9 protein-coding genes are annotated in these 15981 nt (G+C 72.1%); all 9 read right to left on the minus strand.

Annotated features, from left to right (window positions below; translation table 11 throughout):
• Positions 1-2: 2 nt before the first annotated feature.
• Positions 3-5834 (minus strand): type I polyketide synthase, encoded by a 5832-nt coding sequence (locus OHS18_RS19185; protein WP_328617954.1) that lies wholly within the window; start codon positions 5832-5834, stop codon positions 3-5.
• A gap of 257 nt (positions 5835-6091) precedes the next feature.
• Entirely contained in the window at positions 6092-6886 is a 795-nt protein-coding gene (locus tag OHS18_RS19190; RefSeq protein ID WP_328617955.1) for a TIGR03084 family metal-binding protein, read from the minus strand.
• 208 nt (positions 6887-7094) lie between these two features.
• Positions 7095-8165, minus strand: a complete 1071-nt coding sequence (locus tag OHS18_RS19195) for a carboxymuconolactone decarboxylase family protein (protein WP_328617956.1) — start codon at positions 8163-8165, stop codon at positions 7095-7097.
• A gap of 186 nt (positions 8166-8351) precedes the next feature.
• Positions 8352-10004, minus strand: coding sequence for a GMC family oxidoreductase (locus OHS18_RS19200; RefSeq protein WP_328450678.1), 1653 nt, complete (start codon positions 10002-10004; stop codon positions 8352-8354).
• The gene (locus tag OHS18_RS19205; RefSeq protein ID WP_328450676.1) at positions 10001-10582 is read right to left on the minus strand and encodes a DUF5987 family protein; all 582 of its coding nucleotides are present in this window, start codon (positions 10580-10582) and stop codon (positions 10001-10003) included. The genes OHS18_RS19200 and OHS18_RS19205 overlap by 4 nt, the downstream gene beginning before the upstream one ends.
• A 26-nt stretch (positions 10583-10608) precedes the next feature.
• Positions 10609-11997, minus strand: coding sequence for a cytochrome P450 (locus tag OHS18_RS19210; protein ID WP_328617957.1), 1389 nt, complete (start codon positions 11995-11997; stop codon positions 10609-10611).
• Positions 11994-13004 (minus strand): enediyne biosynthesis protein, encoded by a 1011-nt coding sequence (locus tag OHS18_RS19215; RefSeq protein ID WP_328450672.1) that lies wholly within the window; start codon positions 13002-13004, stop codon positions 11994-11996. Before OHS18_RS19215 ends, OHS18_RS19210 begins: the two co-directional genes overlap by 4 nt.
• A 4-nt stretch (positions 13005-13008) precedes the next feature.
• A complete protein-coding gene (locus tag OHS18_RS19220) occupies positions 13009-14982 on the minus strand; it encodes a CRTAC1 family protein (RefSeq protein ID WP_328450670.1) in 1974 nt (657 codons plus the stop codon).
• On the minus strand, positions 14979-15962 hold the full coding sequence (locus OHS18_RS19225) for a DUF1702 family protein (protein WP_328450669.1): 984 nt from the start codon (positions 15960-15962) through the stop codon (positions 14979-14981). Before OHS18_RS19225 ends, OHS18_RS19220 begins: the two co-directional genes overlap by 4 nt.
• Between the last annotated feature and the right edge of the window lie 19 nt (positions 15963-15981).

The raw sequence follows: 15981 nt of genomic DNA on the forward strand, positions 1-15981 counted from the left end.
GCTCAGCTCTCCTCTGCCTGCAGCACCGCGAAGACCACCGGCTCGGTCCGGTCGTTGACGGTCGTGGCCCAGGTCGCGATCCGGACCGGGCCGCAGGCGAGCAGGGCCCAGCCGTCGGCCTCCACCCGGCGCACGGTCAGGGACTCGGTCATCGCGCCCGTCTTGCGGACGCATTCCAGCGCACTCCAGACCCGGGTGTTCGCCACCGCGACCGACTCGCCCGCGTCGGCGGCCAGCAGCCGGCCGACCGAGAGCAGGTCCTCGCCGAGCAACCCGGCCCAGTCCTCGTCGCTGCGCTCGAGCACGGTCTCGACGTCGCAGGTCACCTGGCCGGTGCCCGCCACGACCAGGGTCAGCCGGGAGCTGTGCGACGCGGTGATCTCGCCGCCGTCGATCTCCGGCTTGCCGTCCGGGCGGTAGCGGATCTCGACCGGCCGGTCGAGGGCCCGGCTCGCCGCCAGCGCGGTCTGGGCGCGCCGCTCCGCGATGCCGCCCACCTCGACGCCGGCGGGGTCGGGCTCCAGCACGACCGCGCGGGTGCCGCCGAGCATCCGCTCGCAGGCCCGCTCCAGGTACGAGCCGAGCATCGAGGGCACCCACGGCCCGGCCCCGTCGGTCTTGCGGACCGCCCGCAGCATCAGGCCTTCCCAGCGTTCCACGAGCCGGCCGTCCGGGTTCCGGACGTCGAGGTCGTAGATGTAGCTGTCGCCGTCCTGCAGCCGCTCCTTCGCGTCCAGCAGCACGTATTCCGGGTGCTGGGCGCCGGGCTCGGCCAGGTAGAGCTTCTCGATCCCCTGCGGCAGCAGGGTCGCGTCCGGGACGCAGCACTGGATCGCGTGCATCATCGCGTCCCGCGTGCCCGGGTCGGCCAGCAGCCGCTCCTGCGGCAGGAACGGGGCGAACCACGTGTTGTCCGCGGTGGTGGCGATCTCCGCCACCGCGTGCCGCGCGCTCGCCCGGCGGTAGCCCACGACCCGCTGGAACCGCTTGCCCTGGAACAGGACCGAGCCGTACAGCTCGGTGATCGGCTCCACCGGGACCGACGGGACGTCGGTGTCCCGCAGCACGGCCGGGCCGATCTCCGCGGGCCGCGCGAAGTTCAGCCGCGCCTTGAAGTGGTCGGCGCTGAACCCGGTCTCGTCACTGCGCAGCACGACGTCGACGGTGTCGGCGTCGGCGGCGACCGCGGCCAGCCGGATCGTGGTGGACCCGCCCGGCGAGACGATGATCGGGCGCAGGAACTCCACATCGGACAGCACCGGCGTGCCGGTCCGGTCGAGCGTGGCCGCCGCGACCTGGGTCATCGCCTCCATCCCGATCACCGCCGGGAAGAGCAGCTGCCCGTCGAGCAGGTGGTCGGTCAGGTACGGGTCGGAGCCGTCGGACAGGTCCGCCTCGGTGATCAGCTCGACGCCGGGGTAGTGCACGACCGCGCGGTCGACGAACCGGGTCAGCGGCAGCTCCTTGCGCTGGATCGGCAGCGTGGCCAGCCCGCCGGTGCGCCCGCAGACGACCAGCACCGGCGGCACCGCCGGGTCGGCCAGGGCCTGCTTGAGGATGGCGATGCCGTCCTCGGTCGGGATCGGCGTGATGCCGTCGCGCTTGAGGGCGCTGACGACACCGAGCTTCTCGCCCATGCCGGTGCCGGACCAGACCGACCACTCGAGCGCGACCGCCCGCGCCTGCGGGTGCTTGCGCCCAAAGCGCAGGGTCAGCTCGGTCATCCAGTCGTTGGCCGTGGCGTAGTGCGCCTCGCCGCGCAGGCCGGCCCGGCCGATGATGCTGCCGAAGGTGACCAGGAGCTTGATCCGGTCCTGGTCGACCGCGTCCAGCACGGCGTTGAGGCCGCCGATCTTCGGGGCGAGCGTCTTGCGGAAGGCCTCCTCGGTGAGGCTGAACAGCGCGGCGGGCTCGTTGCGCCCGGCGCCGTGCAGCACCGCCGTGACCGGGCCGAGCTCGGCCTGCATCCGGGCGATCGCGTCCGCGACCTGGGTGCCCGAGGTGACGTCGGCGCGTTCGTAGCGGTAGTCGATGCCCGCGGCCGCCATCCGGTCGAGGTTCTCGGCCAGCTCGCTGTCGTCCGCCGGGTCGCTGCGCCCGAGCAGGGCCAGCTTCGCGCCGGAGTCCTTGGCCAGCGCCAGCGCGCTTTCCGCGGTGATGCCCTTGCCGCCACCGGTGACGAGCAGGACGTCGCCCGGGTCCAGCGACTCGGGGATCGGGCCGGTGGGCGCCGGGGCGACCGCGACCAGCCGCGGCACCGTGCGCCCGCCGTCGGCGCCGTAGCGGACTTCGGCGAAGTCCGTGGTGGCGGCGACTTCGGCGACGACGAGCCGGACGGCCTCGCTGACCGCGGCCGGGTCGGCCGGGGTCGGGTCGGCCAGGTCGACGATCGTGGTGCGGGCCGACGGGTCCTCGAGCCGGAGGGTCTTCGCCAGGCCGGACGCGCCGAGACCGTGCTGCACGACGACGAACCGCGTGCCGTTGGCCGCGGCCATGACGGTGCGGCCGGCTTCCAGGAACAACCCGGTGTGGCTCGCGTCGCAGTCGGCGGGCAGGCAGAGCAGCACGCCGTCACCGGCGCCCGCGCGGGCCAGGGCCGCGCGCAGCGGCTCGGCCAGCGGGTGCCCCGGCGTCGAGAACACTTCCCAGCGCGCGTTGCCGGCACCCGAGGTCAGGTCGGCCGCAGGCCGCGGTGCCGGGACGTACTCGACGGCGAACGGGCGGACCCACGGGCCGGCGCCCGGGACCTCGCTGCCGCCGTTGGCGTCGGCGGGCTTCGCGGTCTGGGCCAGCTCGTCGATCATCTCGGCGAGCTCACCGAGGCAGACCGTCGCGAAGTTCGGCATGCCCTCCAGCGCGGGCCGGCCGAGCGCCCGGGTGACGTCGTTGACCAGCTGCCCGACCGTGATGGAGGACAGGTGCAGGTCGTCGAGCGGGTGGGTGTCCGCGGTGACGGTCTCCAGCGGCAGCTCGACGCGCTCGGCGGCGAGCTTGCGCAGCAGGTCGAGCGTGGCGTTCGCGCTGCCGTCGTGGTCGGCCGCGGCCGACGAAACGGACTCGGCCTTCTCCTGGGCCAGCTCGGCGGCCAGCTCGCTGTCGATCTCCGGCGCCGCCTCGCAGGGGCTCGCGAGGAAGTTGAAGACGCCGTCTTCGGGCAGCGGGCGGACCACGCGGCCCTCGAACAGCGGCGCGGGCGTCAGCGGCGCACCGGCCGCGAAGGCCGCGCCGGCCACCCGCAGCACCGCGCTCAGCGTGGTGCTGTCGGTGTCGACGGCCAGCACCGGCGTGCCCGGCGCGATCTCCTCGAACAGGCCCGAGAGCACCCGGCCGGGGCCGACCTCGATCACCAGGTCGCTGCGCTCGGCCACCTTGGCGGCGGCCTCGCGGAAGCGGACCGGCAGCACGATCTGGTCGCGCAGCAGGGAAGGCAGGTTCTCGGCGGCGTGCAGGACGTCGCCGGTCACCGACGAGACGACCGCGCGCTCGAGGCGGGCGAACGGGATCTCTTCGAGCCGCTCGGTCATCGCGGCCGCGGCCGGTTCGACCAGCGGCGAGTGGAACGCGTGCGACACCTTGAGCCGGGTCGCGGTGACACCCTCGGCGTGGGCCCGGGCGATCACCCGGTCGACGGCGACGGCCGGGCCGGAGATCACCGTCTGCTCGGGGGCGTTGTAGCCCGCGATGACGACGTCGGAGCCCAGGCCGAGCTCCTCGGTCCGGCTCGGCGACGCGGCGATGCCGGCCATCGCGCCGCCACCCTCGGTGGCGGCGGTCTCGGCCATCACCTTGCCGCGGATCTTGGCCAGCCCCAGCACCGCGCGCTCGTCCAGGGCACCGCCCCAGTGCAGCGCGGTCAGCTCGCCGAGGCTGTGCCCGGCGACCGTGTGCGCCTCGATGCCGAGCAGGTGCAGCACCCGCAGCGCGGCCAGCGAACCGGCGACGATCCGCGGCTGGGCGACCTCGGTGGCGACGTGGTCGGCACCGGCGGGCAGGCCCGCGGCGCGGAAGATGTCGTCGGCGGCGGTGAACCGGCGGCGCACGGCACCGTCGGTGGCACGCCCGGATCCCTGGCCCGGGAACAGGAAGCCGACGCGCGGCTGCCCGACACCCTGGCCGGCGAAGATGCCGTCGGTGGCGGCGAAGACGGACCCGTCGTCACCCAGCAGCTCCAAGAGCCGCGTCAGCTTGCGGTCGGCCTCCTCCGGGCCGGTCGCGACGACCGCGGCGCGCACGGGCTTGCCGCTCAGCTCGCCGGCCAGCTGCCCGGCGAAGTCGGTCAGCTCGGCCATCGACAGCTTCGGCACGATCTCCAGCAGCCCGGTGACCCGGGCCCGCAGCGCGTCGACGTCGTCGGCGTCGAGCAGCAGCAGCTCGGCGTCCTGCCGGCCGGAGACCAGCGCGCGGGTCCGCTCGTCGATCTCGGGACGGCGCGCGGCGCCGGGCGCCTCGGTGACCGTGACGTGCGAGTTGATCCCGCCGAAGCCCATCGCCGAGACACCGGCGCGGACCGGGGCGTCGGACGGCCACAGCTGCGCCTCGCGCGGCACGTACATCCGGGCGGAGTCGCCGGTGAGCTTCTCGTGCGGGTCGAAGTGGCCGGTGGCCGGCGGGATGACCTGGTGGTACACGGCGAGGGTCGCCTTGATCAACCCGGCGACCCCCGCCGCGGCCTTGGTGTGCCCGATGTTGCCCTTGATGGTCGACAACGCGGCCGGCGCGGCCAGCGGGTCGGCGTCGTGCCGCGCGGTCGACAGCGCCTCGATCTCGGTGGCGTCACCGAGCGCGGTGCCGGTGCCGTGGCCCTCGAAGTAGGAGACGGTCTCGACGCCGTAACCGGCGCGGTCGTAGGCGCGCTTGAGGGCGAGCCGGTGCCCGGCCGCCTCGGGCCGGGTGATGCCGCCCTTGCCGTCGGAGGACACCCCCCAGCCGCCGATCGAGGCGTAGATGCGCTTGCCCTGCTCGATGGCGTCGGATTCGCGCATCAGCACCAGCATGCCGGAGCCTTCGCCCGGCCAGAAGCCGTTCGAGTCGGCGTCGTAGACCTTCATCTCGCGCTTGGCGAGCGCACCGGTCTTGGCGAAGCCGATCACCTCGAACGGGTCGATCGAGAGGTCGACGCCGCCGGCGATGGCGACGTCGAGGTCGCCCTGGGCCAGCGCGTTCGCCGAGTTCACCACGGACAGCAGGGAGGACGAGCAGGCGCCGTCCACCGTGTAACCGCCGCCGGCGAAGTCGAAGTAGTTGCAGACGCGCCCGGCGATGGTGTTCGCCAGCCCGCCGGCGAGGGTGTCCTCGTTGATCTCCGGGAACGGTTCCTTGTACTGGACCTCGAGCTCCCGCAGGAAGGACCCGGTCTCCTCGTCGCCCCAGCCGCGTTCGGCCAGCGCGGCGGCCACCGTGCGGCGGACGTAGGGCCAGCGCAGCCGCATGATGTTGGCGCGCGAGAACTCGCCCGTGAGGCTGTTGCCGATGACGACACCGGTCGCCTCGCGCGGCAGGCCCTCGCCCTCGGGGAACCCGGCGTCGGCCAGGGCCTGCGCGGCCACGTCCAGCGCGAGCCAGTGTGTGGTGTCGGTCGCGCGGAAGGTGCTGCCGGCGACCTTGTAGGCCACGCGGTCGAACTCGAAGTCCCGCAGGACCGCGGCCTTCTGCGCGTAGAACCGGTCCGGGGCGGACGGGTCCGATGAGTAGTAGTCGGCCCGGTTCATCCGTTCGTCGGGCAGCCGGCGGAACGCGCGGCGGCCCGCCAGCACGTTCTCCCAGAGCTCTTCCAGCGAACGGGCGTCCGGATACCGCAGGCCGATCCCGACGATCGCTATCCGCTCAACGCTCATGCCACCGCACTCCCATATAGCTCTCGAGCCCGTCCGTCGCCCGGGGCGACGGTTCCCGGTGCTGTCCGGCGCGGGTCTCGCCCCCGGCCGAGTCTTCTGTTCGGCGCCGGCGGCGGATTCCGCCGCCGGCACCCGGCGCAGTCCCGTCAAGCATGGACTCCCGCGCCCCTAGCCTCTTCTTTCTGCCTGCCCCGGCGCCCGGTTGCGCAACGGCGGACAAATCCGCCACCGCGTCCCCGTTCGTCCATTCAGGACAGTCAAGCCCTGAACTGCCCCGGCTTGCGCCCCTCGCCCGCCGGGCCCCGGTAGGCCTGGGCCAGCTCCAGCCACTGCCGGGCCAGGCCACCCTCGGTGCGCACGTCGAGGTCCTCGGGGTGCCGCCGGCGCGTGACCAGCAGGCAGAAGTCCTCGGCGCTGCCGGTGACGCGCTCGGGCGAGTCCTCCGGCCCGAAGGCCAGCAGCCGCCCGGACGGCGTGGTGATCTCGAAGCGGAACTCCTGCTCGGGCGGCGTCAGGCCACGGGCCTGGTACCCGAAGTCGCGGACCCGCACGGCGAAGCCGACGAGGTGCGCGAGACGATCGGTGCGGACCGGGCGGACGCCCAGCGCGTCGGCGATGTCCTGGCCGTGGGCGAAGACCTCCATCATCCCGGCGCACGCGAGCACGTACGGCGGGAGCGGGTTGACCAGCCACGGCACCAGCTCGGTGCCGGGCACCGCGGCGAGCGCCTTGATGCCCTGGTCGCGCTCGGCGCGCCAGCGGTTCAGCAGGACCTCCGCCGGGCCGCCCAGGTACTCCTGGAGCGCGCCGTTGACGGCGGCGTCGAGGTCACCGCCGATCGCCTTCGTCATCGCGACGAACGCGTCCGGCTGCGCCGCGGCGAGGCCCGCGATCTTGAAGATGAAACCGAGGTGCCCGACCTGGTGGCGCACGGTCCAGCCGGGCGCCGGGGTCGGGGTGTCCCACTCCGTCTCGGAAAGACCGGCGACGAGCGCGTCCACGCCCTCGGCCTCGGTCGTCAGGTCGGCGATCACGGCCGTCGTGTCAGTCACCGGATGTCCTTTCCATCGTCGGTCCGTTGTGGACAGTCAGGTCGGGGCCGGCGGCCGCCGCGCACGGGCGGGGGTGGGGTGAGCCGCGGTGCGGCGGCCGCCGGGGAGCGGGTCGATCGGCCGGGACGACGACGGCACCCCGGGCGCGTTCTCGGCTGTGTCCCGGTGCTGCGCTCGACCGGCCGGTCGATCAGCTACTCCCGAATCATCACCCGCCGTCGCGGGACACGTCTTCTCCTCGTGGGCGCAGGGAAAGGCGGCGGCCCAGCTCCTCGGCCGCGGCGTGAGCCGCCCACGAGACGAGCTCGATCAAGCCACGGTCGCCGGCCGGGCCCCGGCGGGCGGCGGCGACCACCAGGTCGTCGACCTGGTACGGCGCCTTCGCCACGAGCAGCGCCAGCCGCGCGGCCGGCCGCTCCGCCGGCGGCAGCTCGACGAGCGGGCCGTCGGCCCACGACCGGCCCAGCCCCGGCGGCCGGCCGTCCCACGCCTTCAGCTCACGCCGGACGAGCTCGCGCACCCGCGGCGGCAGCACGTCCGTGCCGGCCGCTTCGAAGGCCGCGCCCGCGCGCGCGAAGGCGTCGGCCAGGGTGCTGCCCGGTTCGGCCCAGTCCGGGCCGTCGGCGCCGGTGGCCGGCAGGAACTCCAGAGACTGCCCGGCGGGCGGCGGTGTCCCCGGCCGGAGGAAGTGCCCGAGGACGGCCTTCGCCGTCCCGCGGGCCGATTCGGGCACCTGGTCCGGCAGCGGCGAGTCGCCGAGGAAGACGGTGACCACCCGGTTGAGGTAGTGGAACGCGGTCGCCACGGCGGTGAACTCCGCGGCGGCCGCGGGCGACACCCCCTCGGGCAGGTCGCCGGCGCCCCGCGCCCAGCCGGCGAGCGCGCGCGTGGCGTCGTCGGCGATCTCGCCCGGCGCGTTCGCGGCCAGGGCCGCGGCGGCGTCCGGCTGCCCCAGCGAGCCGATCGCCATGGCGTGCACCTCGACGCAGTACGGGCAGTCGTTGGCGGCCGACACCGCGGCCGCCACGACCTCCCGGTCCGCCCGGCCCGACACCCCGGCCGCGACCAGCGACTCCCGCAGCATCAGCCACGCCGCGGCCAGCACCTCCGGCGACGGCGAGTGCAGCGCCATCGGCGGCGCGAGCATCCCGAAGTCCCGTTCGACCTGCCGGTACACCTCCCGCACCAGCCCCCGCGCCCGCCGCGGCCGCACGGCCTCGACGTGCTTGACGTCCTTCAGGGTCCGCCGCAGCGCGACCCGCACCAACCCGGGCGCCATCTCTACCTCCAGAAAACAAGCGAACTCGCGTACCCGAGCGGACGACACGCGTACCCGGACGGACGACACGCGTACCGGAACGGACGACACAGCCACGGGCATCGTGTCGTCCGTCCGGGTACGCGAGTTCGCCATCCGGGTACGCGTGTTCGCCGTCCAGGTACGCGAGTTCGCGGGTGTGGTCGGTCAGTTGCCGGCGACGAGGTCCAGCTTGGACACCGCCCGGCGGCCCGTGATCGACCCGTCGGGGGCCGGCGCGCCGTACTTGACGTCGATGCCGCGGGCCTGCGCGGCCCGGACGATGCTCGGCACCGAACGCTCGGCGAGCGCGGCGATGGTCATCGCCGGGTTCACGGTGAGCGCGCCCGGCACCGCCGAGCTGTCGGTGACGAAGATGCCCGGGTGGTTGCGCAGCTCGTGGTTCGCGTACAGCGCCGACGTCGCCGGGTCGTCACCGATCCGGCAGGACGCCAGCGGGTGCACGGTGTACGCGCCGACGACGTCGTTGGTCCACGGCGCTACCTTCGCGATGCCGTCCTTCTCGATGATGGACTTGCAGTCGGCGTCCGCGAGCGCCCAGCCGCGCCGGGTGTTCGTGGTCGGCTCGTAGCGCAGCGGGCCGCGCCCGAGCATCTGCTGCGAGATGCGGTAGGCGTTGCCGGTGGGCGGCGGCGCGCCGAAGACGCCTTCGTTGTCGTCCTCGGTCATCAGGAAGATCGTCAGCCAGTTGGACCACTGCTTGAGGATTTCCTTCTTCTCCGCGCCGAACCAGCGCGGCTCCTCGCCGCCGGGCACCTGGGCGAGGATGGTGCCCAGGCCGGGCGGGAAGTACAGCTGCTCCAGGGAGTAGCGCTCGTACTCCGGCAGCGAGCCGTCGAGCTTGTCCCAGTTCGCGACGGTCGGGCCCTTGCCGATGTGGTTGGCCGAGTAGACCGGACCGTCCTCACGGGACAGCCCGAGCACCTCGCGGACGCGGTCCTCGTCGATGATCGCGGTGTTGAGCCGCTCGCCGTTGCCGGAGAAGTACCGGCCGACGCCGTGCGGCATGGTGCCCAGCGCCGCCTCCGAGCGCTGCAGGATGACCGGCGTCGCGCCGGCGCCCGCGGCGATGATGACGATCTTCGCCTCGATCACCCCGCTGCCGGTGTGCACCCGGTAGTCCTCTTCGTCGATCTGGTCGAAGTAGACGCGGTAGCCGTCGTCCTCCGTGCGCTCCAGCCGCTGGACCTCGTGCAGCGGGCGGATCTGCGCGCCGTGCGAGAGCGCCGCCGGCAGGTAGTTGGTCAGCATCGAGCGCTTGGCGTCGAACTTGCAGCCGGCCATCATGAAGTTGCAGTTGACGCAGGTGTCGTTGTCCACGGCGACCGGCGCCGGGTTGGCCGTGCGGCCGGAGTGGTTGCACGCCGCGGCCCACAGCCCGCCGGAGTAGGAGACGTCGCTCCAGTCCTGTTTGGACACCGGGAGCGACTCGTCGACGCGGTCGTACCACGGCTCGAGCGAGTCGCGGCTGATGGCCGAGGGCCACATCCGGCGGCCGATGCTGCCGTGCCGGTCGAAGACGAACTTCGGCGCCCGCGGCATCGCGGCGAAGTACACGACGCTGCCGCCGCCGACGCAGTTGCCGCCCAGCACGCTCATCCCGTCGCCGACGACGAAGTCGAACGCCCGGGTGTAGGACGAGCCGAGCAGGTAGTCGTGCTCGAAGTCGGCGGCCGCCAGCCACGGGCCGCGTTCCAGCACGACGACCTTCGCCCCGCCGGCGGCGAGGTGGTAGGCCGGGATGGAGCCGCCGAAGCCGCTGCCGACGATGACGACGTCGGTCTTTTCGATCGCGCTCATGCGGGGCTCCCCGATTCCGTGGTGTCCGGGTGGAGTTCGGCCAGCTTGCGGCCGTAGGAGAACTTCTTGAACCGCCAGAACCCGTCGTCGTCCGGCGCCGTGTAGCCCAGCGCCAGCAGGCCGGGGTGGCCGTCGCGGATGGCGTCGGCGGTGTGCAGGTGCGCCGCGCTGTCGAAGGACATGTTGCAGAACAGCGCGAGGCTGACCCAGCCGTCCTTCTCCGGGTGCCCCGGCGCGGTCAGCCGGCGCACCAGTTCGCGGCGGTGCGCGTAGGGCAGCCCGACGAACGCCGGGAGCTCGCTGTCGAGCTCGACGCCGGCCTCCCCCGCGTAGGACTTCGCGTGGTCGTTGAGCGACTGGGCGAGGTAGGGCAGGCCCACGGTGACGCCGGTCGCGTCGAAGTGCAGCAGGTCGAGCGCGCCCGCCGCCACCGCTCCGGGGCCGGGTGAGACGCCCGCGATCGCGTGGTCGTCCGGGAACCGCTTCTCCCCCGGCACGATCGTGTCCGCGTAGGCCTCGAGGGTCAGGTTCTTGACGCGTTCTTCTTCGGAAACTTCCGGCTTGGCCTCGGGTTCCACGGGCCTACCTCCTCGTCGGGTGTGGGTCAAGCGGCGCGGCGGTGCTCCGCCGCCCGCCGGTGCACGGTCATCGGCAGCCCGCCGCGCACCCGCAGCGAGAGCATCGCCTCGGGTTCCACGACCTTGCCCGGCACCTTGCGCAGCTCCAGGTCCCGCGACGCCATCGCCAGCACGAACACCGCCTCCATCACGCCGAGGCTGTTGCCGATGCAGAACCGCGGCCCGGCGCCGAACGGGATGTAGGCGTAGCGCGGCGGCCGCCCGGCCGGGTTGGCCGCGTCGAACCGGCCCGGGTCGAAGCGCTCCGGGTCGGTCCAGAAGTCCGGGTGCCGGTGCAGGGTGTAGGGCACGACGACGACGTCGGACCCGGCCGGCACGTGGTACCCGCCGATCTCGTCGTCGGCCTGGGCGACCCGCGGCAGCAGCCACACCGGCGGGTACATCCGCATGACCTCTTCGACCACCGCGGCGGTGTAGGTCAGCTTCCGCAGGTCCTCGTACTCCGGGAGCCGGTCGCCGAGCACCTCCACGGCTTCCTCGTGCAGCCGCTGCGCGACGTCGGGGTGCTCGTCGACCAGGTGGAACGCCCAGCCGAGCGTGCTCGCCGTCGTCTCGTGCCCGGCCAGCAGCAACGTGATCAGCTCGTCGCGCATGCGTTCGCGTGACGCACTGTCGGCGGTGCCGGTCGCGATCAGGCGTGACAGCACGTCTTCGCCGTTCTCGACCGGGTTCGCGAGCCGCTGGTCGACCAGCTCTTCGGCGATGCGGCGCAGGTCGTCACGCGCCGCGCGGAACTGCACCTGCTTCTTGAGCGGCACCCACTGCGGGACCATGCTGAGCGTGACCGCCTCGAACATGGCCTGGTCCTGCACGGCCTCGAACGAGTGGCCGAGGGTCTCGTAGCCGCCGAGTTCGGCGTCCAGCAGCGTCTTGCCCAGGACGCCGAGCGTCAGCCCGGTCATCTCGTGCAGGATCTCGACCGGCCCGGCGCCCTCGCGCGCCGCGAGCCGCTCGATCAGACCGTCCACTTCGGACGCCACGACGGCGGCCTGGCGGGAGATCCGCTTGGGCTGGAACACCGGCTGGATGGTCCGGCGCTGCGTGCGCCAGGTCTCCCCGTCGCTGGTGAGCAGGCCGTCGCCGAGGGCCCGGCGGGCCTCCTGCAGGCCGATGCCCTTGTGGTAGTTCGCCGCGTTGTCCGCGAGCACGTGCTTGGCGAGGTCCGGGTGGTTGACCAGGAACATGGTCTTGGGCCCGATGGCGATGCGGACGACGTCGCCGTACTCCTCGGCGTTGTCGCCCATGAGGGCGAGCCGGTCGGTGAAGAGCTGCTTCAGCAACCGGAAGGTCGCCCGGCGCGGCGGCCCGGGCGGCGCGGTGCGCGCCGCCCGGGCTTCCTGCTGCGAGCCGGTCATGCTGCGATGGCTCCGGGGGTCTTGCCGTCGTCGGTCTCCTCGACCGGCGGGGCGAGTTCCAGCTTCGCCTTCTGGTCGGCCTGCTCGGCCTCGAACTTCAGCCGCGCCTTGTTCGAGAAGTGCAGGCTCCACAGGAACGCCCCGCGGATCAGGCACACGGTCGCGGTGGCCAGGAACAGCCCGTACGAGACGTGCACGGCGGTGAAGAAGCCGTACGCCAGCGCCACGCCGGCCCCGAAGGCGAACTGCGAGCCCTTCTTCGACGGCGACGTGCCCGGGTCGGTCACCATGTAGTTGGTGTAGAGCACGAACGCGATCCCGGTGCCCATCGCCAGCGCGCCGGGGATCGACGTGCCGAAGAGCCAGCCGCGGACGAAGGCCTGGATCACGAAGAAGCTCAGCCAGCCCGCGATCAGGACCATCCGGCCGGTCAGCAGCGCGTTGAGCACCGTGCCCGAGATCAGGATGATCGCGACGATCAGCCAGCCGCCCCAGGTCGCGATCTGCTCGCTGAAGTGGTACGGCGGGGCGATGCTGGCCCAGGGGAAGACCAGCAGGATGATCGTGATGCCGAAGTTCGACGGGTTCATGTAGTGCCGCATGCGGCCGTACACCGGCGCCTGCAGGATCCACTTCGCGCCGACCGCCACGACGACCCCGAAGATCATCACGAAGATCCGGTCGTTGACGTAGGTCAGCATGTTCAGCGCGAGCCCGGTGATGTGCGCCGGCAGCAGGAACTCCATGAGCCCCTTGAAACCGTTGCCGGTGAACCGCACGTCGCGCTTGGTCACCTTGGCGTTGACGATCTCGAGCAGGATCTCCGTGGTGTACGCGGTCGCCAGCGCGATGAACGGGTACAGCCACGGCTGTTCGAAGCCCAGGATCGTGTAGCCGAGGATGTTGAAGATCGTGATCGACATCGCGAACCGCTTCAACGCGGTCACGACCTTGTTCGTCCGTTTCGGTGGCGCCGTGTCCACCTTGGTGAGCGTCGGGGTGGTCATGCCGTCACATCTCTTCCATCGCCGTGGTGCCGAGCTGGTACATGTGGCAACCGGGTGCGAGCTTCAGGTCCTGCGTCCGCAGCTGCCCGGTCCGGTCCCGCCACTGCAGGTGCACGTCGAGCGGACCGCTGACGTTCTGCCCGAGGCCGATCTGGACGTCGAAGCTGCGCCGGCCGGCCTCCCCGCTGCTGCCGTCGACCCGGCCGAGGTACTTCTTGCCGTCCTGGGTCGTCACGGTGACCTGGGCGCCGATCGCGGGCACGCCGGCCGCGGGCAGCGGGCCGGGCGCCACCGGGGCGTCCGTGGTCAGCTTCAGCTGCAGGAACTTGCCGGGGTTCGGGCTGTCGTTGTGGTAGAAGATCGGCGCTTCCCACTGCCGCGCCACCGCGAACTCGGGCAGGCCGTCCCCGTCGGTGTCGCCGACGGCGATGCCGCGGGTGGGCACCGGCACGGCCAGGCCCAGCTGCGGGCCGAGGTCGGTGTAGCGGCCGTCCGGGCTCTTCACGAAGAAGTGGAACGTCTGGTCGCCGCCGATGTCGTCACCGGGGCGCGCGTTCGGCCACCAGAACGGGTTCGACAGCAGGCCGTCGTTGGCCGTGGCCAGCTCCTGCAGGTTCGGCCAGCGGTTGACCTGGCCCTTGACGAACCCGGTCGCCTGGGCGATCTGGTTCTCCCCGCTGTTGTTGAAGTCCTGGATCTTGACGTCCCAGCCCCAGCCGGACCACGCCGTCCCGGTCGAGCCGCTCACGTCGTCGAACGGCGCGACGCCGTCGTTCAGCTGCGTGCGCAGGTCCGCGGCGCTCTTCGCGGTGTTCATGAACTGGAAGTTCGACTCTTCGATGCCCCACGACGTCGTGATGTTGCTGACGAACAGGTCGTAGAGGCCGTCGTGGTTCAGGTCGCCGAAGTCGACGCCCATCCCCTTGAAGGAGTCGTGCCCCAGCACCTTGGACTTCGGGTCGTCGAACCCGCGGACCCCGGTGACCTCGCCGAACTCGATGTGCCCCGGCGTGGACTTGTTGTACAGGAAGTGGTCGTGCCCGAAGTCGTTGGCGATGTAGAGCTCCGGCAGGCTGTCCCCGTCGACGTCGGTGGCGCTGGAGGCCAGCGTCCAGCCGAGCCGCGCGGACTCCGGGATGCCCTGGGAGGCGTCGATGAACTTCGCGGTCGGGTTCGCCCCGGACGTGGCGCCGGTCCAGCGGTAGATGTACTTCGCACCCGAGTTCGTCGCGTGCGACATCGACTGGTTCAGCGTGATGCCGCCGTCGGCGTTCGGGTCCAGGACCCTGCTGTCCGGGAAGTAGTTGCCGACGAAGATGTCCACGTGCCCGTCACCGTCGAAGTCGCCGATGGTCACGGAGTCGGTGTTCCACAGTGGACCGTTGTACTTCCCGTCCGGCCCGCGGTGGTTGCCCGGCACCAGCTCGGTCGGCTGGAAGGCCGAGGCGTCGAGCTTCGTGGCGGTGGCCTTCTGCAGGAACAGCACCGGCGTCCGGCCCCAGTAGTAGGCCAGGATGTCGGTCCGGCCGTCCTCGTTGTAGTCACCCGGGACGCAGCCCATCGGCGCCATGTAGTCCCACGTCGGCAGCACCGGCGCCGGGTCGAGCGCGAAGGGCGCGTAGCGCGGCCCGGAGTCCGGCGCCGGCGTGATGACGACCTGGTCGCTGCGCGGGTCGACCAGGCAGAGGTCGTTGGCCTTGCCGCTGCCGCTGATGTCGTTGAGCGCGATCGCGGCGCCGACCGAGGAGATCCACGCCGAGATGTGCTCGTACTCCTTGTTCACCGTCCGGACCGACTGCTGCTTCGTCGCCGCGGGCAGCGCGATCGCCATCGGGGTGAAGTGGAACTTGCTCGCCATCGAATCCTGCTCGGCGGCGGAGACACTGGGCAGCCGGGCGACCAGGAACAGGCCGAGGATCAGCACCAGCGCCACGATGCCCGCCAGCTGCTTGCGCAGCCAGCCGAAGGTCGCGGTCATTTCTTCTTACCTCCGTGGGTGAGCACTTCCTCGGCGATCCGCTGTCGCCAGGTTTCGAACGCCGGAACGTCGTCGCCGTCGACGACGACCGCGGGACGCACCTCCTGGGTGATCGCCGCGGCCCGCTCGGCGGGCAGCCCGCAGATCGCGCGGGTCGCGACGTCGGTCTCCGGGATCAGCAGGCCCCCGCGGATCCGGGCCTCGGCCGCGAAAGCGCTTCCCTGCGCGAGCTGGCCGTGGTGGATCCCGGCCCGGTCGACGAGCTCCCCCAGCTCCTCGGACGTCACGCCGCAGGCGTAGGTCGAGGCGAGCCCGACACCGGCGTACAGATCGCCGTGGCGCGACTCGGGGAACGCCTCGATCGCCTTGGCCACGAGGGAGACGTCGGTGCCGTTGATGAACCACAGCGCCCGGCCGATGCCCTGGTCGATGGCGCGCAGCGCGTACCCGTCGTAACGCCGGTCCGGCCAGGAGAAGTTCCGGTCCTGGAACTGCTCCCCGACGTACTTCGCGGTCTTGAAGTACGCCTGGTGGAAGCCGTAGCCGTCGAGCACGAGCCAGCGCAGCAGCGGGTCGAAGGCCTCGGCCTTCGGCCACGCGAACCGCGGGATCCGCGCCATCGCCCAGCCGACGCCGACGTAGATGATGTAGTTCTGCTTGTCACCCGGGCCGGCCAGGAACTCGGCGGTGTTCGAGCTCTTGCCGAACGGCAGCCCGTCGAGCACGCCGTAGCCCATTCCCGCGCCTTCGTAGGCGAACCCGCGGAACTTCGGGGGAATCTGCTGGAGCCATTCTTCGGCCTGCTCGGGCGAACGCGCTTCGACCGCGTGCGCGTAGCCGAGGAGGAACTTCTCGCCGACCGTCTCGAGCAATTCCTGAGCGGCTGGGCTCTTCCTGTGGAAGCCACGCTTGACCAGCGAGGTCTCCGAAACGTCCGGTGTCAGGATTCGGCGCCTGAGCGCACGCCAACCATTGCCCAACGCACTCTCCCCCTTATCG

Source organism: Amycolatopsis sp. NBC_00355, from assembly GCF_036104975.1.
Taxonomy (GTDB): domain Bacteria; phylum Actinomycetota; class Actinomycetes; order Mycobacteriales; family Pseudonocardiaceae; genus Amycolatopsis.

Excerpts from the sequence above, each read along its gene's own strand:
- OHS18_RS19220 (WP_328450670.1), bottom strand. The coding sequence starts at position 14,982 with ATGACCGCGACCTTCGGCTGGCTGCGCAAGCAGCTGGCGGGCATCGTG.
- OHS18_RS19185 (WP_328617954.1), bottom strand. The coding sequence starts at position 5,834 with ATGAGCGTTGAGCGGATAGCGATCGTCGGGATCGGCCTGCGGTATCCG.
- OHS18_RS19200 (WP_328450678.1), bottom strand. The coding sequence starts at position 10,004 with ATGAGCGCGATCGAAAAGACCGACGTCGTCATCGTCGGCAGCGGCTTC.
- OHS18_RS19215 (WP_328450672.1), bottom strand. The coding sequence starts at position 13,004 with ATGACCACCCCGACGCTCACCAAGGTGGACACGGCGCCACCGAAACGG.
- OHS18_RS19210 (WP_328617957.1), bottom strand. The coding sequence starts at position 11,997 with ATGACCGGCTCGCAGCAGGAAGCCCGGGCGGCGCGCACCGCGCCGCCC.
- OHS18_RS19195 (WP_328617956.1), bottom strand. The coding sequence starts at position 8,165 with ATGGCGCCCGGGTTGGTGCGGGTCGCGCTGCGGCGGACCCTGAAGGAC.